This is a genomic window from Breoghania corrubedonensis, from assembly GCF_003053845.1.
GTDB classification, from domain to species: domain Bacteria; phylum Pseudomonadota; class Alphaproteobacteria; order Rhizobiales; family Stappiaceae; genus Breoghania; species Breoghania corrubedonensis.
Genome location: NZ_QAYG01000003.1, coordinates 13,672 through 34,259 on the forward strand (window position 1 = coordinate 13,672; position 20,588 = coordinate 34,259).

General features: G+C 64.9%; 20 protein-coding genes. 19 read left to right on the forward strand and 1 reads right to left on the reverse strand.

Annotation, left to right across the window (positions count from 1 at the left end):
* The first annotated feature begins 14 nt into the window (after positions 1–14).
* From C8N35_RS10615 to C8N35_RS10665, 13 genes are all read left to right on the forward strand, one after another.
* Positions 15–266: a hypothetical protein gene (locus tag C8N35_RS10615; protein ID WP_210203485.1), complete on the forward strand. Its 252-nt coding sequence runs from the start codon at positions 15–17 to the stop codon at positions 264–266.
* Positions 267–309: 43 nt separating this feature from the next.
* On the forward strand, positions 310–3,294 hold the full coding sequence (locus C8N35_RS10620) for a formate dehydrogenase subunit alpha (RefSeq protein ID WP_107989678.1): 2,985 nt from the start codon (positions 310–312) through the stop codon (positions 3,292–3,294).
* A gap of 14 nt (positions 3,295–3,308) precedes the next feature.
* On the forward strand, positions 3,309–3,908 hold the full coding sequence (gene fdh3B / locus C8N35_RS10625) for a formate dehydrogenase FDH3 subunit beta (RefSeq protein WP_107989679.1): 600 nt from the start codon (positions 3,309–3,311) through the stop codon (positions 3,906–3,908).
* A gap of 497 nt (positions 3,909–4,405) precedes the next feature.
* Complete coding sequence (locus tag C8N35_RS10630; protein WP_107989680.1) at positions 4,406–5,197, forward strand: DUF3306 domain-containing protein; 792 nt, start codon at positions 4,406–4,408, stop codon at positions 5,195–5,197.
* Positions 5,190–5,864 (forward strand): TorD/DmsD family molecular chaperone, encoded by a 675-nt coding sequence (locus C8N35_RS10635; RefSeq protein WP_107989681.1) that lies wholly within the window; start codon positions 5,190–5,192, stop codon positions 5,862–5,864. Before C8N35_RS10630 ends, C8N35_RS10635 begins: the two co-directional genes overlap by 8 nt.
* A gap of 396 nt (positions 5,865–6,260) precedes the next feature.
* Positions 6,261–6,458, forward strand: a complete 198-nt coding sequence (locus C8N35_RS10640) for a formate dehydrogenase (RefSeq protein WP_107989682.1) — start codon at positions 6,261–6,263, stop codon at positions 6,456–6,458.
* A 460-nt stretch (positions 6,459–6,918) separates the two neighbouring features.
* Positions 6,919–9,927: a molybdopterin-dependent oxidoreductase gene (locus C8N35_RS10645; protein WP_107989683.1), complete on the forward strand. Its 3,009-nt coding sequence runs from the start codon at positions 6,919–6,921 to the stop codon at positions 9,925–9,927.
* A 15-nt stretch (positions 9,928–9,942) separates the two neighbouring features.
* On the forward strand, positions 9,943–10,542 hold the full coding sequence (gene fdh3B / locus C8N35_RS10650; protein ID WP_107989679.1) for a formate dehydrogenase FDH3 subunit beta: 600 nt from the start codon (positions 9,943–9,945) through the stop codon (positions 10,540–10,542).
* Positions 10,543–11,120: 578 nt separating this feature from the next.
* A complete protein-coding gene (locus C8N35_RS23635; protein ID WP_146177377.1) occupies positions 11,121–11,318 on the forward strand; it encodes a hypothetical protein in 198 nt (65 codons plus the stop codon).
* 159 nt (positions 11,319–11,477) lie between these two features.
* Positions 11,478–12,674 carry a formate dehydrogenase subunit gamma gene (locus tag C8N35_RS10655; RefSeq protein WP_107989684.1) on the forward strand — a complete coding sequence of 399 codons (1,197 nt, stop codon included), beginning with the start codon at positions 11,478–11,480 and terminating at the stop codon, positions 12,672–12,674.
* A 173-nt stretch (positions 12,675–12,847) separates the two neighbouring features.
* Positions 12,848–14,185, forward strand: a complete 1,338-nt coding sequence (locus C8N35_RS10660) for a c-type cytochrome (protein ID WP_170122072.1) — start codon at positions 12,848–12,850, stop codon at positions 14,183–14,185.
* Entirely contained in the window at positions 14,182–14,346 is a 165-nt protein-coding gene (locus C8N35_RS23855) for a hypothetical protein (RefSeq protein ID WP_170122073.1), read from the forward strand. The genes C8N35_RS10660 and C8N35_RS23855 overlap by 4 nt, the downstream gene beginning before the upstream one ends.
* Before the next feature lie 375 nt (positions 14,347–14,721).
* Entirely contained in the window at positions 14,722–15,456 is a 735-nt protein-coding gene (locus tag C8N35_RS10665; protein ID WP_146177378.1) for a biotin/lipoate--protein ligase family protein, read from the forward strand.
* A gap of 45 nt (positions 15,457–15,501) precedes the next feature.
* On the opposite strand, the gene C8N35_RS10670 is transcribed toward C8N35_RS10665, so the two are convergent.
* Entirely contained in the window at positions 15,502–16,368 is an 867-nt protein-coding gene (locus tag C8N35_RS10670; protein ID WP_107989687.1) for an SDR family oxidoreductase, read from the reverse strand.
* 294 nt (positions 16,369–16,662) lie between these two features.
* On the opposite strand from C8N35_RS10670, the gene C8N35_RS10675 reads away from it, so the two are divergent.
* The 6 genes from C8N35_RS10675 to C8N35_RS10700 all read left to right on the forward strand — a co-directional run bounded on the left by C8N35_RS10675 (position 16,663) and on the right by C8N35_RS10700 (position 20,552).
* Complete coding sequence (locus C8N35_RS10675) at positions 16,663–17,118, forward strand: winged helix-turn-helix transcriptional regulator (protein WP_107989688.1); 456 nt, start codon at positions 16,663–16,665, stop codon at positions 17,116–17,118.
* A 192-nt stretch (positions 17,119–17,310) separates the two neighbouring features.
* Entirely contained in the window at positions 17,311–17,808 is a 498-nt protein-coding gene (locus C8N35_RS10680; protein WP_107989689.1) for a DUF6505 family protein, read from the forward strand.
* Positions 17,801–18,814: a DUF6352 family protein gene (locus C8N35_RS10685; RefSeq protein WP_107989690.1), complete on the forward strand. Its 1,014-nt coding sequence runs from the start codon at positions 17,801–17,803 to the stop codon at positions 18,812–18,814. Before C8N35_RS10680 ends, C8N35_RS10685 begins: the two co-directional genes overlap by 8 nt.
* Before the next feature lie 247 nt (positions 18,815–19,061).
* The gene (locus C8N35_RS10690) at positions 19,062–19,271 is read left to right on the forward strand and encodes a hypothetical protein (protein WP_107989965.1); all 210 of its coding nucleotides are present in this window, start codon (positions 19,062–19,064) and stop codon (positions 19,269–19,271) included.
* A 60-nt stretch (positions 19,272–19,331) separates the two neighbouring features.
* Positions 19,332–19,541, forward strand: coding sequence for a hypothetical protein (locus C8N35_RS10695; RefSeq protein ID WP_107989691.1), 210 nt, complete (start codon positions 19,332–19,334; stop codon positions 19,539–19,541).
* 126 nt (positions 19,542–19,667) lie between these two features.
* Positions 19,668–20,552: a DMT family transporter gene (locus C8N35_RS10700; RefSeq protein ID WP_107989692.1), complete on the forward strand. Its 885-nt coding sequence runs from the start codon at positions 19,668–19,670 to the stop codon at positions 20,550–20,552.
* The last annotated feature ends 36 nt before the right edge of the window (positions 20,553–20,588 follow it).

The window sequence follows — 20,588 nt, forward strand, 5'->3', positions numbered from 1 at the left end:
GGACGGAGGAACGCATGACAGGCAGGATGGAGCAGGAGGACGCCATGTCCGAGCGAAACACGCGACCGCACGAGAACCGGGACGGCGATGCCGTGACCGACCGCCGCGGCTTCCTCAGGCTCGCGGGCCTCGGCACGCTGGCTGGTGGAGCGGCTGTCGTCACCGGTGGAGAGACCGTGGCGGGCGAGCCTCTCGAAGAGGGCCGTGCGGGCGGCTACCGGCTCACCGCACATGTGCGCCAAGCCTACGACACCGCGCGCTTCTGACACGGCGCAAACCGGTCGACAAGCCTTTCAGGGAGATTATGCGATGCTCAGGAAGAAGACGAACGGCACCGCCGAAAGGGGCCCTCTTTCCGCGGCCCTGCGCGACATGAGCGCGGGCGCCATCGACCGGCGTAGCTTTCTCAAGCGTTCTGGGGTTGCCGCCGGCGGTATAGCGGCGTTCTCTGGCCTTTCGAGCGGCATGGTGCGCAAGGCCGAGGCGGCGGACTCTTCGAATGTCGATGTGAAGATCCACAAGTCCGTCTGCACCCATTGCTCCGTTGGCTGCACCGTGCTGGCCGAGGTCCAGGACGGCGTGTGGATCGGCCAGGAGCCGGGCTTCGACAGCCCCTTCAATCTCGGTTCGCACTGCGCCAAGGGCGCTTCCGTGCGCGAGCATGCCCATGGCGAGCGGCGGCTGAAATATCCGACCAAGCTCGTCAACGGCAAATGGCAGAAGATCTCCTGGGAACAGGCGATCGAGGAGGTCGGCGACAAGCTTCTCGAGATCCGCGAAAAGTCGGGTCCCGACAGCGTCTACTGGCTGGGCTCGGCCAAGCATTCCAACGAGCAGGCCTATCTCGTCAGGAAGTTCGCCGCCTTCTGGGGCACCAACAACGTCGACCACCAGGCGCGCATCTGTCATTCCACCACGGTCGCGGGTGTTGCCAACACCTGGGGCTACGGCGCGATGACGAATTCCTACAATGACATCCACAATTCGCGCGCGATCTTCGTGATCGGCGGTAACCCGGCCGAGGCCCACCCGGTCTCGCTGCTGCATCTGCTGAAGTGCAAGGAACAGAACAACGCGCCGCTGATCGTCTGCGATCCACGCTTCACCCGCACCGCCGCGCACGCGACCGAATATGTGCGCATGCGGCCCGGCACCGACGTGGCGCTGGTGTGGGGGCTGCTCTGGCACATCTTCGACAATGGCTGGGAGGACAAGGAGTTCATCCGCCAGCGCGTGTGGGGCATGGACGAGATCCGCACCGAGGTTTCCCGCTGGACGCCCGAGGAAACGGAACGCGTCACCGGCGTGCCCGGCTCGCAGCTCAAGCGCGTCGCCCGCACGCTCGCCAACAACCGCCCCGGCACCGTGATCTGGTGCATGGGCGGCACCCAGCATACCAACGGCAACAACAACACCCGCGCCTACTGCATCCTGCAGTTGGCGCTGGGCAACATGGGGCGTGCCGGCGGCGGCACCAACATCTTCCGCGGCCATGACAACGTTCAGGGCGCCACCGATCTCGGCGTTCTCGCCGACACGCTGCCCGGCTATTACGGCCTCACCAACGGCTCCTGGGCGCACTGGGCGCGGGTCTGGGACGTGCCGGTCCAGTATTTCCACGACCGCTTCGCCAAGACCGGTGAAAAGGACAAGGACGGCAAGGATGTCTCGATGATCAACGCGGTCGGCATCCCCGTCTCGCGCTGGTTCGACGGTGTTCTGGAAGCCAGGGAGAACATCGAGCAGCCCGACAATGTGAAGGGCATGGTGTTCTGGGGCCACGCGCCCAATTCGCAGACGCGGCTTCCCGACATGAAGAAGGCGATGGAAAAGCTCGACATCATGGTGGTGATCGACCCCTATCCGACCGTCTCCGCCATTTTGTCCGACCGCACCGACGGCGTTTACCTGCTGCCGGCGGCCACGCAATTCGAAACCTACGGCTCCGTGACCGCGTCCAACCGTTCGCTGCAATGGCGCGAGAAGGTGGTCGAGCCGCTGTTTGAATCGAAGCCCGACCACGAGATCGTCCATCTTTTGGCGAAAAAGTTCGGCTTCGCCGACGAGATGTTCAAGCACATCGAGGTCAATGGCGACGAACCCCTGATCGAGGACGTCACCCGCGAGTTCAACCGCGGCATGTGGACGATCGGCTATACGGGTCAGTCGCCGGAGCGGCTGAAGGCCCACATGGCCAACCAGTACACGTTCGATCGCACGACGTTGAGGGCGAATGGCGGTCCGTGCGATGGCGATTTCTACGGGCTTCCCTGGCCATCCTGGGGCACGGCGGAGATGAACCATCCCGGCACCGCCAATCTTTATGACACCTCGATGCCGGTCGCCGAGGGCGGCCTGTGCTTCCGCGCCCGCTTCGGAGTGGAGCGCGACGGCGACAATCTGCTGGCCGAAGGGTCGTGGCCGACCGGCTCGGAGATCGAGGACGGCTACCCCGAGTTCACCATGGCGATGCTTATCAAGATGGGCTGGGACAAGGATCTGACCCCCTACGAGCGGCGGATGATCGAATGGGTCGCCGGCATGCACGATGCCGAGCCCAAGGCCGAAGAGGTCGGCGAAACCTCGCAGACCGGAGATCTGCCGTCGGACTATGACAAGAAGGTCGGCGGGGTGAACTGGAAGACGGATCTTTCCGGCGGCATCCAGCGGGTGGCGATCAAGCATGGCTGCGCGCCCTTCGGCAACGCCAAGGCCCGTGCGGTCGTGTGGACCTTCCCCGATCCCGTGCCGCTCCACCGCGAGCCGCTCTATACCAACCGGCGCGATCTTCTCGACAAGTACGCGACCTACGACGACAAGACCTTCTGGCGGGTGCCCACGCTCTACAAGTCCATTCAGGAGAAGGACTATTCCGGCGACTTCCCGATCATCCTGACATCGGGCCGTCTTGTGGAATACGAGGGCGGCGGCGACGAGACGCGGTCGAACCCGTGGCTGGCCGAACTGCAGCAGGACATGTTCTGCGAGATCAATCCGTACGACGCCCACAACCATGGCATCCAGGACGGCGACATGGTCTGGGTACACGGGCCGGAGGGCGGCAAGGTCAAGGTCATGGCGATGCTGACCGAGCGTGTCGGCAAGGGGGTGGCCTTCATGCCGTTCCACTTCGGCGGCTGGTACGAGGGCAAGGACCTGAGGTCGAAATACCCGAGCGGGGCCGACCCCTATGTGCTGGGCGAGTCCAGCAACACGGCCCAGACCTACGGCTACGATTCCGTCACCCAGATGCAGGAAACCAAAGCCACGCTCTGCCGGATCGAGCGGGCCTGAGGAGGAGCTGACCCATGGCACGGATGAAATTCCTGTGTGACGCCGAACGCTGCATCGAGTGCAACGCCTGTGTGACGGCCTGCAAGAACGAGAACGAGGTACCCTGGGGCATCAACCGGCGTCGCGTGGTGACGATCCAGGACGGCAAGCCGGGTGAGCGGTCGATCTCGGTCGCCTGCATGCATTGTTCGGATGCGCCCTGCATGGCGGTGTGCCCGGTGGATTGTTTCTATCAGACCGAGGAAGGTGTGGTGCTGCACTCCAAGGACCTGTGCATCGGCTGCGGCTACTGCTTCTATGCGTGTCCCTTCGGGGCGCCGCAGTATCCGCAGGCGGGCAATTTCGGCTCGCGCGGCAAGATGGACAAGTGCACCTTCTGCGGCGGCGGCCCGGAGGCCGACAATTCGGCGGCCGAATTCCAGAAATACGGCCGCAACCGTCTGGCGGAGGGCAAGCTGCCGCTGTGCGCGGAGATGTGTTCCACCAAGGCGCTTCTGGCGGGCGACGGCAACGTGGTTTCGGAGATCTACCGCGAGCGCGTGGTCGCGCGCGGCTTCGGTTCCGGCGCCTGGGGCTGGGGCACGGCCTACGAGAAGAAGGCCGGCACGCTGTAAGGCTTGAAGGCGGGAGCGTCCGTCTTCCGCCTTGAAGGCTCTCTCCACCGTCATCCCCCGGCGAAGTCCGGGGGATTCATTGGCCTCTCCGGTCCTGTCGCACTCGGTGACGGATTGCCTGGACCAAGCCGGGCAATGACGAGCGGGAGGTTTGAGGTCGGCACTGACGCCCTCGCGGGCAGGCTTGCGCGGGGCGTTGCGGGGCTCATCCCATACGTCATCCTGAGGGAGCCTGAAAAGGCGGTCTCGAAGGATGTGCCGCCTGATGAACGCGGGCCTGTCCCGAAATCCGCTCGCGTCCCCATATCTCCTGAAAATCACCACCCGAAATCACCATCCTTATCGCCCTGAGGCCTTGGCTGCGTGGGGGCGGTCAACCGCGCCTGTACCCAATTGCCCTTGCGGCAACCTGCAAATGACTGCACACTGTGCTCCGTCTAGGGAGAGCGCGCACGAAAACACGTTAAAAGAGCGCGCCGACGACCGAAGGGAATGCGATGAGCGTCGAGGGAGAGGGCGTTCTCTCGCGCTGGTCCCGGCTGAAACGCGGCGAAAAGACCGTTCGTGAGCATGCCGGTGAGACCGAACGCGAGGTTGCGCGAGACGCAGGGAAAGACACCGGGAGAGACGCCGGAAGAAGCGCCGGGCGAGGTGGTGTGCAGGAGGCTGCGGGCGACGTTACGCCTGCGGACGTGCTCCCGTCATGCGGGATCGAGGTGCAAGACGCCGGATCTGCCGCCGGGGTGGTGGAAAATGCCGGGTCGGTTCACGATTGCGAGAGCGATGACGATGCGGCGCGCGTGCCGGTCCGCATGCTCGGCGAAGACGATCTTCCCGCTATCGACAGTTTGACGGCTCGCTCCGATTTCACCGTCTTTCTTCAGCGAAACGTGCCGGCGCATCTGCACAAGCTCGCCATGCGCAAGCTGTGGCGCTCCGATCCGGTGCTCGCCAATCTCGACGGTCTCAACGACTACGACACCGATTACACGATCAAGGAAGTCTGGGACATAGCGGCCCAGTCGGCCGACGATCTCGCCCGTGGCGCCAAACGGCTTACCGTCTCCGACTTGCGTGCGAAGGAGACGGAGGCACGCCGCAAGGCCGAATTCGAAAGGCGCGGCAAGCCGGCCGCCTCCGGCCGCAAGGCTGAAGAGGTGCTCAGCAACACCCCGGATCGCGAACCGCGTGCGATCGCCGATGTTGAACCACACATGGCGGAAAACGGGCGGCTTTCGCAAATCGAGCGCGAACCCCCGCCGCAAGCCGATGGAGAGGCCGATGGCTGAGAGTGCGCGCAGCGTTCATGTCCGTAATCCAGGGGCGGGGGCTCTCGCCCTCGAAGCCGACCTGCCGGCGGAGGAGATCGGCCGGGCAGAAAGCTATCGTCTTCTGTCCCTGCTTTTCGCCGGTCCCCTCCCGGGCGATCTCGTCGCCACGCTGGGAAACGCCGACCCGGACGACACCGCCCTCGGCCGCTCCCTCGCCAGGCTCGGGGAATGTGCGCGCGATGCAGGACGCTCCGGCATCGCTGCCGACTATTCGATCCTCTTCATCGGCGCGCCATCGCCCCGGCTGATGCCCTACGCCTCCTATTATCGCGACGGCCATCTGTTCGGTCACACGCTGGCGGATCTGCGAGCCGATCTCACAGATCTGGGCATCGCGGCTTTTGAAGGGGCGAGCGAGCCGGAGGATCATCTGGCCACGCTGTGCGAGGTCATGGCCGGACTCATCCTCGGCAGCTTCGGCGAGCGCGCGCCGATCGCTGCACAGAAGAGCTTTTTCGAGCGCTACCTCCTTTCCTGGTGCGATCGGTTTTTCGACGATCTGGAAGAGGCGGAGGAAGCTGACCGCTTCTACCGCGCAGTGGCCGGCCTGGGGCGCACGTTCTTCAATCTGGAGGCGGAAGGTTTCCGCATGGTCGCATCCGGACGCTGGTCAGAACGAAAATAACATGATAGATTAAACATGCAAAAACATGCGTATTTTTCTCATAAAAGAATAATGTGACGTAAGGGACATGAAGTAACATAGATTTTAATATTGTTGCGATGCACAATATTTTTTCTGTCGACTGTGTGATGTGATTTTGATTCGCGAGAGGGCTGGCGGCAACGGGTGCGTTGTCGTGTTGTTCTGGCAGGGTGGTGCCGAGACGTCCAAGCCGTGTTTCTGGGGCCGGATATTCCGGGGGGCGGAGTGCCGGAGCGTGGGAGCCGCCGGCAGCCGGGCCTGCTGGGGCGGGGGGTTCGGGAGGGGCGTCGGGACGCTCCGTTTTCGAGGTGGAGGAAGCAGGGCGCTCCCTTGCATCCGTACCGCCGATCGAGGGCGAGGAGAGGATTTCAGGATATGGCTGACCAGCAACGGCGCGAAAGCGTCGACAGACGAAGTTTCCTCAAGTTTGCGACCTTGGGCGGCGGCGCGGCCGCCGTTGCGTTCGTCGCCGATAGCGGTGCGGCGGCGGCCGAGGCGGATGCTGCCACACCAGCCGGCGGCTACAGCGAAAGCGCGCATATCCGCGCCTATTACGATTCGGCACGGATGTAGCCCGGCCACGCGAAGGGAGAGATGCGGGGTGGACGGATCGGGTCGGGCCGTGGATCGGGACAGGCGGTCCGGACGCGTCTTCCATTTCCGTGGCGCCTGCCCATTCCGGTAAGTGCCGCCGGTTTTTGAGACAAGGGGCGGCTTCTTGCTGAAGGGGGAGTTTCTCGACCTGAACAGGGAGCTTTTCGGCGAACGTGCCCCGTTTCTTGATGAACAGATGAACTGACGAACTGACCAGATGGCGCGCCGCGTTTTTCGCGCAGCCACGGCCCGAGTGGCGGATCCGCCGGTACGAGGGCCAAAACCACGCATTCAGACGGACGCCCTTTTGTTTTCACATCGCGATGGGCGTCCTCGAGTCGATTGGTGTCCTCAAGTCAAGGTATCCGTGCGGTTCGCTGAAAATTGGCCAGGAGGGGCCGCGAACGCATCCGGAGCCTCAAGCCAAGGGGTGGGAACGATGCTCAGGAAGAAATCCGAACAAGGCGCAGACCGTGCCGGCCAAGGCAGAAACGGCACGCCGGGCCGCATGACGCGGCTTCTCAGCGATGTGGCGGGCGCCGCCATCGACCGGCGCTCGTTCCTCAAGCGTTCAGGCCTTGCGGCGACCGGGCTCGGCCTCGCCGGCCTGCCGTTTTCCCACGTCCGCAAGGCGCAGGCCGCGTCGGAAAATTCCTCCGGCGCGGTGGAGATGAAGACCTCGGTCTGCACCTTCTGCGCGGTCGGCTGCACGGTGAAGGCGGAGGTCAAGGGCGGGGTCTGGATCGGCCAGGAGCCGGCCTTCGACAGCCCGATCAACATCGGCGCCCACTGCGCCAAGGGCGCAGCGATCCGCGACGAAACCATCGGCGAGCGTCGCCTGAAGCAACCGATGAAGCTCGTCGACGGCAAGTGGCAGGCGATTTCCTGGGACGACGCCATCAACGAGATCGGCGACGAGATGCTGAAGATCCGTCAGGAGAGCGGCCCCGACAGCGTCTACTGGCTGGGCTCGGCCAAGGTTTCCAACGAGCAGGGCTATCTCTACCGCAAGTTCGCGGCCTTCTGGGGATCGAACAACGTCGATCACCAGGCCCGTATCTGCCATTCCTCCACCGTCGCCGGCGTCGCCAATACCTGGGGCTACGGCGCGATGACCAACTCCTTCAACGACATGCACAATTCGCGGGGCATCATTACCTTCGGCGGCAATCCGGCCGAGGCGCACCCGGTCTCCATGATGCATATTCTGCGGGCGAAGGAGCGCAACAACGCGCCCTTCATTGTGGTGGACCCGCGCTTCACCCGCACCGCCGCGCACGCGACCGAACATGTTCAGCCGCGCCCGGGCACCGACATTCCGGTGATCTGGGGCATCCTCTGGCACATCTTCGAAAACGGCTGGGAGGACAAGGAATTCATCCGCGCCCGCGTCTGGGGTCTCGATGACGTGCGCAAGGAAATCGCCAAGTGGACGCCGGAGGAGGTCGAGCGCGTTTCCGGCGTGCCGGGCTCGCAGTTGCGCCGGGTGGCGCGCACGCTGGCGCAGTCCAAGCCCGTGTGCCTGACCTGGACGCTGGGCATGACCCAGCACACGATCGGCAACAACAACACCCGCGCCATGCCGATCCTGCAGCTCGCGCTCGGCAATATCGGCAAGTCGGGCGGCGGCACCAACATCTTCCGCGGCCACGACAACGTGCAGGGCTGCACCGACATGGGCGTCCTGTGCGATACACTGCCGGCCTATTACGGGTTGACCGAAGGCGCCTGGAAACACTGGGCACGGGTGTGGGGCGTCAGCTATGATTATCTCGCCGGCCGCTTCGCCTCCAGGGAACTGATGGAGGCCGCCGGCACGCCGATCTCGCGCTGGTACGAACTGGTCAACATGTCGAAGGACGAGATCGACCAACCCGACAACCTGCGTGCCATGGTGTTCTGGGGCCACTCGGTCAATTCGCTGACCCGGCTTCCCGCCCAGCAGGACGCCTTCACCAAGCTCGATCTGCTTGTAATCGTCGACCCTTACGTGCCGGCCTCCGCCCTGATGGGCGAGCGCAAGAACGGCACCTATCTCTTGCCCGCCGCCTCTCAGTTCGAGACCTACGGCGCGGTGACGGCGTCGAACCGCTCCATCCAGTGGCGCGAGAAGGTGGTCGAGCCGCTGTTCGAATCCAGGCCCGACCACACGATCATGCACCTGTTTGCGAAGAAGTTCGGCTTCGCGGACGAGATGTTCAAGAACATCGCGGTGAATGGCGAGGAGCCGCTGATCGAGGACATCACGCGCGAGATCAATCGCGGCTTCTGGACCATCGGCTACACCGGCGCCTCGCCGGAGCGTCTGAAGGAGCACATGAAATATGCGCATACCTTCGACAAGACGACGCTGAGGGCCAATGGCGGCCCGCTCGACGGCGAATATTACGGCCTGCCATGGCCGGTCTGGGGCACGCCGGAAATGAAGCATCCCGGCTCGCCCAACCTCTACGACCCCTCAAAGCCGGTGGCCGAGGGCGGTCTGCCCTTCCGCGCGCGCTACGGCGTGAATGCACCTCAGGACTGGGGCGGGGCCAATATACTGGCCGAGGGCGACGAGGAGGGTGTCTCCTATACTGTCGGCTCGGAAATCCGTGACGGCTATCCCGAATTCACCATGGCGATGCTGATCAAGCTCGGCTGGGACAGGGATCTGACCTCCTACGAGCGCCGGATGATCGAATGGGTCGCCGGCATGCACGACGCCGAACCCGGCAAGGAGGAGGTCGGCGAGGCGTCCGAACAGGGGGAGCGGCCGTCAGATTACGATACGAAGGTCGGCGGGGTGAACTGGAAGACGGATCTGTCCGGCGGCATCCAGCGCGTCGCCATCAAGCACGGCTGTGCCCCCTACGGCAACGCCAAGGCGCGCTGCGTGGTGTGGACGTTCCCGGACCCGATCCCGATCCATCGCGAGCCGCTCTATACGCCGCGGCGCGATCTGGTCGCCGACTATCCGACCTATCCCGACACGCGCCGTTTCCGCCTGCCGGTCAAGTATGCCTCGATCCAGAACCAGGATCACTCCAGGGAGTTTCCGCTGGTGCTCTCGTCGGGCTGTCTGGTGGAAATGGAGGGCGGCGGTGCCAAGTCCTTCGCCAATCCGTGGCTTGCCGAGCTCCAGCAGGACATGTTCGCCCAGGTCAATCCGCGCGACGCCAACAACGCCAACGTACAGAACGGCGACATGATGATGCTGGAGAGCCCGGAAGGCGGTTCGATCAAGGTGATGGCGCGGGTCACGGAGGCGGTGGCGCCGGGCAACATCTGGATTCCGTACCACTTCTATGGCCGCTTCGAGGGCGAGGACATCGCCGCCAAGCTGCCGCAGGGAACCGGGCCTTATGTCGTGGGCGAGTCTGGCAACATCACGCTCACCTACGGCTACGACTCGGTCACCAACATTCAGGAAAACAAGGTTTCGATCTGCCGGATCCGGGCAGCGTAAGGGGGAGACGAGATCATGGCACGGATGAAATTCCTGTGTGACGCCGAACGCTGCATCGAGTGCAACGCCTGTGTGACGGCCTGCAAGAACGAGAACGAGGTACCCTGGGGCATCAACCGGCGTCGCGTGGTGACGATCCAGGACGGCAAGCCGGGTGAGCGCTCGATCTCGGTCGCCTGCATGCATTGTTCGGATGCGCCCTGCATGGCGGTGTGCCCGGTGGATTGTTTCTATCAGACCGAGGAAGGTGTGGTGCTGCACTCCAAGGACCTGTGCATCGGCTGCGGCTACTGCTTCTATGCGTGTCCCTTCGGGGCGCCGCAGTATCCGCAGGCGGGCAATTTCGGCTCGCGCGGCAAGATGGACAAGTGCACCTTCTGCGGCGGCGGCCCGGAGGCCGACAATTCGGCGGCCGAATTCCAGAAATACGGCCGCAACCGTCTGGCGGAGGGCAAGCTGCCGCTGTGCGCGGAGATGTGTTCCACCAAGGCGCTTCTGGCGGGCGACGGCAACGTGGTTTCGGAGATCTACCGCGAGCGCGTGGTCGCGCGCGGCTTCGGTTCCGGCGCCTGGGGCTGGGGCACGGCCTACGAGAAGAAGGCCGGCACGCTGTAAGGCTTGAAGGCGGGAGCGTCCGTCTTCCGCCTTGAAGGCTCTCTCCACCGTCATCCCCCGGCGAAGTCCGGGGGATTCATTGGCCTCTCCGGTCCTGTCGCACTCGGTGACGGATTGCCTGGACCAAGCCGGGCAATGACGAGCGGGAGGTTTGAGGTCGGCACTGACGCCCTCGCGGGCAGGCTTGCGCGGGGCGTTGCGGGGCTCATCCCATACGTCATCCTGAGGGAGCCTGAAAAGGCGGTCTCGAAGGATGTGCCGCCTGATGAACGCGGTCGAAGAGGACGAGACGAAACGGGTCTCTGCAATACCCTCCGTCCGCCGTGGTCCGGATGGAGCTTTGGAGCGCGAAGGACCCCGGGCCTGTCTTTTCCTGCGTTTCGTGCGCCTCGGCCGCAGGGATCGCGCAGGAATGCCATCTTGGAGAGGCGGTGGGCGAACCGGTATACTTCAAGGCAGTGCCGGGATCTTGAACGAAGGCGCGAGACCGCGCGGCAGGAGGAGGCCGACGGAGGCCAATCGGAGCCATGGTTTTCGGGCCCACCGGAACATGACGACGACGCGTGAGGGGAGAAACGGTGTCGGCTGGTTTTTCGAACATGTTGAAGGTGCTGGCGCTTGTCGCGCTGGTTGTCGGGCTTGGTTCGTGCCGCGAGCACGAGCAGGGTCGCCCGCTTGTCTATGAGCAGGGCCAATACGGCGGCAAGAAGGATACGCCGCTGACCGCAGAGCAGGACCGCGCGTTGGAGTTGCGCGGCCGCAAGCAGGATTTCTGAAAGCCGGATCGCCGCCGCTCGGGTGAGGCCTGACGGGGTGAGACGTACAGAACAGGCATGACGGGATACGAAAGGCCCGGCCGGTTTGTTGCGACGGGTGTCGCGCAGCGGCGTTCGGGTCGGTTCACGAGATCGGCGACATCAGAAGGGAGAAGGCTGATGGGGCACGCGTTTGGCAGCGGTCGTCACGGGCGGCGAGAACCCGCGATACAGGCCGGCGGGCTGCGTCTGCAGGCGGGCGGCCGGTTCCAGCGGATCGGGCGGGCGTTGCTGCTGACCCTTGCGGTTTTCGGGGCGGCACTGGCGGGCGGGCTCCTCGCGGGTCCGGCGCAGGCGCAGCGCCAGACCCCGCCGGAACTCCAGCAGAGCCCGACCGGCGGCCATGTGCCGGGCGATGCTCTGGGCACCGCGTCGGACGCCGATCTGTGGCGCGCGGTACGCGGTGGCGTGTCGGGAACCGTCAACATTCCTGACAAGAAGGCGGCGCTCCTCATTCAGTCGCAGGGCGACAACTGGCGGGCCTTTCGCAACGGGCCGCTTTCAACCTACGGCGCGTGGGCGCTGCTCGGCACCGTCATCATCCTGGCGCTGTTCTTTGCGCTGCGCGGGCGCATCATGATTGAAAAGGGCCCCGCCGGCGTCACCATCACCCGCTTCTCCTGGATCGAGCGCACCGGCCACTGGCTGGTCGGCGTCTCGTTCATCGTGCTGGCTGTGACCGGCCTCAACCTTCTCTATGGACGGTATGTGCTGAAGCCCGTCATCGGGGCGGATGCCTTCGCGCTGATCACCCACTGGGGCAAGTACGCGCACAATTACCTGGCCTTCGCCTTCATCGCCGGGCTGGTGATGATCTTCGTCATGTGGGTCTCTCACAACATTCCCAGCCGCATCGACATCGCCTGGATCCTGAAGGCCGGCGGGCTGTTTTCGAAGAACGTCCATCCGGATTCGCGCAAGTTCAACGCCGGGCAGAAGATCATCTTCTGGGCCGTCATCGTGGGCGGCGTGTCGGTGGCGGTGTCGGGGTGGGCGCTGCTGTTTCCTTTCACCACGCACCTGTTTTCGGGCACGTTCGAGGTGGTGAACGCGATCTTCGGCACCAGCCTGCCGACCAACCTCGCGCCCATTCACGAACAGCAGCTCGCTCAAGGCTGGCATGCCATCCTGGCGCTGCTGCTGACCTGCGTGATCCTGGCCCACATCTATATCGGGTCGGTTGGCATGGAAGGCGCGTTCGATGCCATGGGCTCCGGCGAAGTCGATCTCAACTGGGCCAAAGAGCACCACAATCTGTGGGTGGAGGAAGTGCAGGAGCGCGAAGCCGGCCGGGCGGAGGCGCAGCCGGCGGAGTGAAGGGCGAGAGCGGGCCCGCATGAAGGTCCGAGCGAAGGCAATGCGGGGGCGGGCGGATTTGTGAAAAGGCCATGGAGCGGTTTGGGTCGCGCGAAGGTGCTGGTCTGCTTCCCCCGGGCGCGTCTGCTCCTTCGCGCGCTCGGTTTCGCCGTGCCGCCCTTGCCGTGTTTCTGATGCTCGCTCCGGCAGCGGGCAACGCCATGCCGCAGCATTTCAAGGGTCATGGCGGACCGGTGAAATCGGTGGTGCTGTCAAGGGATGGCACCCGGGCGCTGACCGGTTCGTTCGACTATTCGGCCATCCTGTGGCGGATCGAGGGGGACGAAGCCATCGTCGAAAGGCGCCTGATCGGCCACGAAGCGGCGGTCAACGACGTGGCATTCGCCGGGCCGGATCGGGCCGTTTCCGTCTCCGACGACGGCTCGCTGGCCGTCTGGGACCTGCTGACCGGCGGCTTGCTCGCCCGCTTCACGGGGCATGGGCGCAAGGTGCTCGGTGTTGCTGTTTCGCGCGATGCGCACTATGCGGCTTCCGCCGGCTGGGACCATGCGTCCCGGCTCTACGATCTTGAAACCTTGAAGGAAATCGCGGTCCTCGAGGGGCATCGCGGCAACGTCAACGCCGTCGATTTCTCGCCCGACGGCACCCGCCTGTTTACCGCCTCCTATGACGGCACAATCCGCATGTGGTCGGTGCCGGAAGGCCGGCTGATCGCGCAGGTTTACGACAATGGCTGGTCGGTCAACGTCCTCAAGGCGGTGGGGGCGGACCGTCTCCTGTTTGGCGGTCTCGACGGGACGCTGGGCGTGATCGACGTGGCCGCCGCCGATCTTGCCAAGGTGCTGCCGAGGCATGCGCGACCCGTGCTGGCGCTGGCCCTTTCGGCCGATGGCAACCGGGCGGCGAGCGGCGACGGCGATGGGCTCATCCGGGTCTTTTCGACAAGCGACTGGGCGCTTGAGGAGGAATTCGAAAACCCTTACAGCCCGGTCTGGGGGCTGGCGCTTTCGCGTGACGGCAGCGATGCGCTCTATGCCGGGCTCGACGATTTCGTATCGCTGTGGCAGGTCGCGCCGCGAAAGCCGTTCGAGCCTCTGGAGACGACCGTGCCGCGACGCTTCCAGGTTGAGGACGAGGGGCGGGGCAGCGACCCGGGCGCGCTTCAGTTCGCGCGAAAATGCAGTATCTGCCACACGTTGACGCCGGATGACGGCAATCGCGCCGGGCCGACGCTCTATCGGGTCTTCGGCCGAAAGGCGGGGTCGCTTGCGGGCTATCACTATTCGCCAGCGCTGCAAGGCTCCGATATCGTGTGGAACGAGAAGACCATCGGCCGGCTTTTCGACGACGGTCCGGATGTGGTGACGCCGGGCTCCAAGATGCCGATGCAGCGCATCCGCAGCGCGGCGGAACGCGATGCGCTGATCGCCTTCCTGAAGACGGCGACGGCGGGTGGAGACCACCGCTCGAAGGGTGGAACGATCAGGGAAAAGGGGAGGGATCGGGAATGAAGGCGTTTCTGACAGGCGTCGCGCTTTGCGCGGTCATTGGCGTGGGGGCCTGGGTGATCCTGGCCGAGGTGATGGACTTCTCGTCCGCCACCGTCTACCGCAACGAAGCCGACAGCGTCCGGCTCGATCCGGGCATGGGCAAACGCCCCGGAGAAGGATGACCGGAGAAGGATGAAGAGAAGGCAGACGAGCGCGATGACGGCGAAACGGCGCCCACGCGCGGCGGGTTCCGGTGCGCCTCAAATACGCATTTTGCGGCCGATTAACATTTGCTTCGAATATCTTTCGAATTTCGTTCGCGGTTCTCGAAAATGCAAATGTCTCGTGAAAGCGGGGCCTGATGCGGCGCGTTGTCGGCGGCGCTTGACGGTCCGCCCCCGCCGCGCGGGGTTATCCCCGCGCCACGACCCTTGTTTATCCCCGGGTCGCGGCACCCGCCGTCATGCCGGTCAGGATGCGACCATGAAACCGATGCCGCCAAAACCATCCGCCGGGCGGTGGCGCCGGGCGAGCCTTCGCGCGAAAGACGCGCCGGCATGACGTCCTCCACCCCCGACCTGCCGCCGCTGATGAGCGGCCACAAGGTCGCCTCCTCGCAGGTGCCCTTCGCCGAGGCCTGCCGGGGCGCGCAGGCCGGCCGGTTCGGTGCGGGCGATCTTGTCTGGTCGGATGATCCGGCCCGGCTGGATGTGGCGCTGGTCCTGGAGCCGGAGGTCGCGCCGTCACGGGCCCGCGAGATGCTGCTTGTGGCGATGGTGGCAGCCGGCGATGCGATCGGGGCGCTGGTGCCGCCGGAGGTCGCGCTGACCTGGGACTGGCCCGCGAGCCTTTTCGCCAATGACGGCGGGATCGGCGGGGCGGGCCTCAGGCTTTGCGAAAGCCTGGATGCGGATGGCGCGCCCGACTGGATGGTGATCGGCCTGACGGTCGCGCTCCGGCCGGCCCCGCGCGCGGGCGAGCCGGGCCTCGATCCCGACCGCACGACGCTTTACGACGAGGGGTGCGGCGAGATCGCGACGTCCGATCTGATCGCGGCCTTCGCCCGCCATCTCATGACCTGGATCGACACCTGGCAGCAGGACGGTCTGGCGCGGGTCGGCGAGGCCTGGCTTTTTCGCATGCGCACGCGCGACCAAGGCGAGGTGACGGTCGCGCACGAGGGCGCCGCCCTGCGCGGCCGGGTTCGTGGTCTCGACGAACACGGCCGGCTGTTGCTGGAGTGCGCGGACGACACCATCGCGCTGGAGATCCACGACGCGGACCCGGCCTGAGGTGAGGCCCGAATTGGGCCGGATCCGCCGCGGATGACCGGAAGTTCAGGCCTTGAGCGCCGCAGCGATGGTCTCGGCATAAGGCGTCGTCGGCCGGCCGATCAGCTTCGACAGGGTGTGGCTGTCGTCGAAGAGCCCGCCATTGGCGGCCCCAGTGTCGGAATCGGCCAGCATGTCGGCCACCGGTGCCGGCAGCCCCGCCGCGACGAGCGCCGCGCGATAGTCGGCCTCCGGCAGGCTCGTGTAGGTGATCGGCTTTTCTGCCTGCCGCGCGGCTTCGGCCACGAAATCGGTCAGCGTGAAGGCCTCGTCGCCGGCCAGTTCATAGATCGTTCCCGGCTTGATCTCCGCGCCCGTCAGCACGGCCGCCGCCGCCGCCGCATAGTCGGCGCGGGTGGCGGTCGCAAACCGGCCATCGCCGGCGGCGCTGGCATAGACCCCGCTCTCGATTGCATGGGGCAGCGATTGCACGAGATTTTCCGTGTACCAGCCATTTCTCAGCAAAACATAGGGAATGCCGGAGCCCGCCAGCGCCGCTTCGGTGGCGTTGTGTTCATCCGACAGGATTTTCAGCAGCTTGGCATCGGCGTGAAGCAGGCTCGTATAGGCGACAAGCCCGACCCCGGCGCGCTTGGCGGCCGCGATCGCATTGCCGTGCTGCACCTTGCGCTTGCCGACCTGCGACGAGGAGACGAGCAACAGCCGGTCGATGCCCTTGAACGCGGCCTCAAGCGTTTCCGGCTTGTCATAGTCGCCGATGCGCACATCAACGCCCAGCGCTTTCAGCTCGGCGCCTTTTTCCGCACTGCGGACAAGCGCGGCGACATTCGCGGCGGGAACGGTTTTCAGCAGAGCCTCGACGGCAAGGTGCCCAAGCTGGCCGTTGGCGCCGGTGACGAGATACGTGGTCATTGTTCGTGTCCCAATAAAAGGTCTATATTCGAGGTGAGGTCTAAAATAGAGACCGCATCGGGCGATGTGAAGGAGGCACTTTTTCGGTACGAGGGAACAACAATGTGACCTGCGAGACGTGAGAACGGGCGGGACGGAGGAGGGGGAGGCACAAGCAAAGGCGTGGAACCCGACGCAAAGGCCGGGCGCCCGGGGGCGAGCCCGGCTCCGCGACCCGTTCCCTCCATCGTCATCACCCGGCTTTGTCGGGGTGATCCAGCACGCGCCGCGTGTGCCGCAACACGAGGAGACGACATGAGCGAGAACATCGAAACCGGATCCGTCGAAGCGCTGGCGGGGCTCCTGACTATCTGGGAAACGGCGGCAGCCGCGAGCGAGGACGGAGATCCACGGTCCAACCAGGGCTTTCACAACTGCCCGATACGCAACGTTCTCGATCGGCTGGGCGACAAGTGGTCGACGCTGATCCTGCTCAGGCTGTCGCGCGAGCCGTGCCGGTTTTCGGCACTTCATCGCCAGGTGCCCGATATCTCGAAGCGGATGCTGACGCTGACCCTTCGAAATCTGGAGCGCGACGGCATGGTGAGCCGCACGGTCTTTCCAACCAAGCCGCCCAGCGTGGAATACGCGCTGACACCGCTCGGCCGCTCGGTTCTCGGCCCGCTCGGCGCGCTGGTTCTGTGGGCGGACGAACGCTTCGCGGAAATCCGGGAAAACCGCTCGCGCTACGATATGGAAGAGGTCGGTTGACACCGAAAGGCACAGGGAAAAACCGTCGTCCGGGGAGAAGCGCTTCACCTTCCTTGCGCAAACCCCGTTCAATTTTCCAGCCGATCGCGTAGTGTCTGCGTCAAGCCAGCGACCATGAGGGCGCCGCGTGCCGAACGGAGCGCGCGGTGCCCTTGCTTCCAGACAAACCGACCAAACCGACGGAAATCCCACATGCCGCGTTTCCTGCGTACCATCCGCCTCGATCATTCCGACATACAGGTTTTCGAGCGTGCGGCGGAGCCGGGCGAATGGGCGGTGCCGGGCGGCTTCGCCTTCTGCGAGACGGAGCCGGCCGAGATCACCGGAAAGCTCCGCCAGGCCTTCTCCAACGGCTTCCTGTCGCTGGAAAGCTTCGGACGCTCAAGCCTGGTTCAGGTGACGGAAATAGGACAGAGCGAGCTGGAAGGACTCGTGGAGGCGCTGGCGGCTCATTTCGTGGCGATCTACGGTGCGCCGGACATGGCGGCGGCACTGCCTGTGGCGCGCGGGGAGATCGCCTTCGCATGCGAACTGGCGCAGGGCCAGTCGCCCGGTGTGCTGCTGGCCGTTTCCCGTGATTACGAGGAGGAAGGCGGCATCCGCGAGGCGTTCCGGGTGGTGACGCCCTTCGATGCTGCCGAGGACCAGCATGCGCGCGTATGGGACGTGGTGGAGGACGCGAATGGCTGATTTCTGGAAGTCCGCCGGGGGACATCTGGTCGAGCGGACGGAGAACGGTTGGCTGGAGGTCAGCGACGATTACCTGCGCGCCTATTACACGCGCCCGGAAATCCATCCCGTGGAGACATCCTGTGCGATGGAGCATGCGCTGTTCGAAAGGCTGATGGAGGAGCCGCGCGCCGAAGTCGATCCCGACGAGATCGCGGCCATCGTCGATGCGGATGCGGCGGACAACTACCGCTTCATCCTCGGCTTTCGCGATTTCCTGCTGCGTCACGGCACGATCGAGGGCGCCTACCGGGCACTTTTCCGCGATGATGCGCCGCCGCTGCCGGCGATGATCCTCGATCAGATGGTGCACCTGATCGCGAAGAACATCCTGCGCGGCGCCACCGACCCGATCAGGGTGCGGGCGGCCGAATTGCTGTTTCGCGAACAAAGCGTATCGACCGAGGACGGCCGGCTGATGCTGGCCGATACCGAAATCCTTGAAATGCACGCGCAAACGGGTGGGCTTGGCGGCCTGGGGGCGCTGCTGGTGGAAACGGGCACGCCGATGCGCGAGGTGGCGCTCGATGTGCTCGATGAGGACAACAAGTCGATCTATTGGGCGCGGTCCGACCGCTTCGATACGGCAATCGATTTTCGCTTCACCCAGCCGGCACTCGACGCCTTCGCCCGCGTTCTGGAAGCCTGGATCCGGCATTTCCACGCCGTTGAGGTGCGCATACAGCCGCAGCAATCGATCCGCGACGAGCGCTGGAGCTGGCATGCCGGGCTCGATGCGCAAGCAAGCCGCATTCTCAATGCGCTCTATGAGCAAAAGCCGACGGTGCCGGGCGATCTCGACCGCATCGTTGCGCTCTTCCGCCTCGAATTCGAGGATGGCGGCACCGTTATCGAGACCATGCGGGGCAAGCCGGTCTGGCTCGGAATGGCGATGACGGCCGACAATCGGGTGAAGGTGAAGCCGCAGAACCTGCTGACCAACCTGCCGCTCAAGCGGGCAGAGTAGGAAAGGACGCGCATAGGGGAGGGGCGCTTTTCAAGCCATGCGATACTTGAGACCACGCAGATACGGGGCGGTGCTTTTCCCGATAGCTCGATTACGCGCGTAGTCGGGCGGATTTTCCTGGCGCGTTTCTTGCGATTGACTGGGACCAAGGCGAGCCGGATGTCGTGCGGCAACGCCAATCGTGCCTGGGGAGATGGCGCCTGACCGAAAACCGGCCTTGGAAAAAGGCAAGCACCGGATCATCGACATGCTCGTACTCGCACTGTCCGTCTGTCTCGCCCAGTCACCCGCAACCTGCAAGGAGGTCAACCTGACCTACCTCGCGAACAACGCCACGCCGATGCAATGCATGCGCTACGGCCAGCCGGAAATCGCCAAGTGGAACATGACCCACCCCGGCTGGCGCGTGAAGAAATGGCGGTGCGTACCCGCCGACAGACTGGAAAAGGCCATCTGAGGGGCAGCACTGGCCCTCTCCGTTCCTTTCCCGCGTTTCGCTCGCAGAAAAGAGGTGCTCATGCTGATCCTCGCGCTTTCCGTCTGCCTCGCCCAGGAGCCCGCGACCTGCAAGGTCGTGCAGCTTCCCTTCTTCGCCGAGCATGTCCCGGCCTCCGAGTGTACCCGCTACGGCGAGCCCGAAGCGCGGCGCTGGCTGGAAAAGCACCCCGGCTGGACGCTGCGTCGCTCCGCCTGCGTCGCCTCCAGCTCTCCCGAAGGGGCGGCCTAGACCCGCTGCCGGCGGCGTGTTGACGCCCCGCTGACCTTGCGGCTTTCCTTTGCGCTCCGTCCCCGCTAAAGGTCGCGCTGGTCTGCCCTGCGGCGGCCTTCAAGGAGGCGGCGGTCAGGGGCGGCAATGAGCGACTTTGGGAAAAACGGACGCGGAATCGCGGCGATGCTGGTGGCATCCGCCGGCTTCATTCTCAACGATTCCATGGTCAAGTTCGTCTCTCAGGACCTGCCGATCGGCCAGATCGTCTTCATGCGCGGGTTTTTCGCCTGCCTGCTGATCGGCACGATCGCCTGGGCAACCGGCGCGCTGGCCAATCCCAAGGTGCTGCTTCATCCCGCCGTGTTGCTTCGCGCGAGCGCGGAGACCTGTGCCAGCGTCTTCTATCTGGCGGCTCTCGCGCACCTGCCAATCGCCAACGCCACCGCCATTCTGCAAGCCCTGCCGCTGATGATCGTCGCGGCTTCAGCGCTGTTTCTGGGCGAGCATGTCGGCTGGCGGCGCTGGGGCGCGGTGCTGGCGGGCTTTTGCGGCGTGCTGCTGATCGTTCGGCCCGGCTTCTCCGGTTTCAGCGTCTGGTCGCTGTCGGCCATTGTCGGGGTGACCTGCATGTCGGTGCGCGATCTGGCGACCCGCGCCATTCCCGCCGAGGTCAAGACCTTCGCCGCCGCGTTCGCCAGCGTCTTGATGACCACCTGTCTGCTGGGCCCGGTGCTGGCGCCGTTCGAGACGTGGGTCATGCCCGCGCCCCATCTGCTGGCGCTGCTGGTCGGCGCGGCCGTGTTCTTGCTGGTGGGCTTCGTCTTCATCATCATCGCGGTCAGGACAGGCGACATGGTCGTCGTCGCGCCGTTCCGCTATTCGATCGTCATCTGGGCGATCATCATCGGTTTTCTCGTGTGGGGCGACGTGCCTGACTGGCCCACGCTCGCCGGCATCACCCTGTTGATCGCCACCGGCATCTATGCCTTTTTCCGCGAGCGCGCGCTGGCCGCGCGGGGTGAGGACTGAGGCTGCGGCATCCGCCGCGCGGGATAACCGCCCGCG

Excerpts from the sequence above, each read along its gene's own strand:
- C8N35_RS10665 (WP_146177378.1), top strand. The coding sequence starts at position 14,722 with ATGACGTCCTCCACCCCCGACCTGCCGCCGCTGATGAGCGGCCACAAG.
- C8N35_RS10620 (WP_107989678.1), top strand. The coding sequence starts at position 310 with ATGCTCAGGAAGAAGACGAACGGCACCGCCGAAAGGGGCCCTCTTTCC.
- C8N35_RS23855 (WP_170122073.1), top strand. The coding sequence starts at position 14,182 with ATGAAGGCGTTTCTGACAGGCGTCGCGCTTTGCGCGGTCATTGGCGTG.
- C8N35_RS10700 (WP_107989692.1), top strand. The coding sequence starts at position 19,668 with ATGAGCGACTTTGGGAAAAACGGACGCGGAATCGCGGCGATGCTGGTG.
- C8N35_RS10645 (WP_107989683.1), top strand. The coding sequence starts at position 6,919 with ATGCTCAGGAAGAAATCCGAACAAGGCGCAGACCGTGCCGGCCAAGGC.
- C8N35_RS10690 (WP_107989965.1), top strand. The coding sequence starts at position 19,062 with ATGCTCGTACTCGCACTGTCCGTCTGTCTCGCCCAGTCACCCGCAACC.
- C8N35_RS10615 (WP_210203485.1), top strand. The coding sequence starts at position 15 with ATGACAGGCAGGATGGAGCAGGAGGACGCCATGTCCGAGCGAAACACG.
- C8N35_RS10630 (WP_107989680.1), top strand. The coding sequence starts at position 4,406 with ATGAGCGTCGAGGGAGAGGGCGTTCTCTCGCGCTGGTCCCGGCTGAAA.
- C8N35_RS10685 (WP_107989690.1), top strand. The coding sequence starts at position 17,801 with ATGGCTGATTTCTGGAAGTCCGCCGGGGGACATCTGGTCGAGCGGACG.
- fdh3B (WP_107989679.1), top strand. The coding sequence starts at position 3,309 with ATGGCACGGATGAAATTCCTGTGTGACGCCGAACGCTGCATCGAGTGC.
- C8N35_RS10635 (WP_107989681.1), top strand. The coding sequence starts at position 5,190 with ATGGCTGAGAGTGCGCGCAGCGTTCATGTCCGTAATCCAGGGGCGGGG.
- C8N35_RS10655 (WP_107989684.1), top strand. The coding sequence starts at position 11,478 with ATGGGGCACGCGTTTGGCAGCGGTCGTCACGGGCGGCGAGAACCCGCG.
- C8N35_RS10695 (WP_107989691.1), top strand. The coding sequence starts at position 19,332 with ATGCTGATCCTCGCGCTTTCCGTCTGCCTCGCCCAGGAGCCCGCGACC.
- C8N35_RS10675 (WP_107989688.1), top strand. The coding sequence starts at position 16,663 with ATGAGCGAGAACATCGAAACCGGATCCGTCGAAGCGCTGGCGGGGCTC.
- fdh3B (WP_107989679.1), top strand. The coding sequence starts at position 9,943 with ATGGCACGGATGAAATTCCTGTGTGACGCCGAACGCTGCATCGAGTGC.
- C8N35_RS10680 (WP_107989689.1), top strand. The coding sequence starts at position 17,311 with ATGCCGCGTTTCCTGCGTACCATCCGCCTCGATCATTCCGACATACAG.
- C8N35_RS10670 (WP_107989687.1), bottom strand. The coding sequence starts at position 16,368 with ATGACCACGTATCTCGTCACCGGCGCCAACGGCCAGCTTGGGCACCTT.
- C8N35_RS10640 (WP_107989682.1), top strand. The coding sequence starts at position 6,261 with ATGGCTGACCAGCAACGGCGCGAAAGCGTCGACAGACGAAGTTTCCTC.
- C8N35_RS10660 (WP_170122072.1), top strand. The coding sequence starts at position 12,848 with ATGCTCGCTCCGGCAGCGGGCAACGCCATGCCGCAGCATTTCAAGGGT.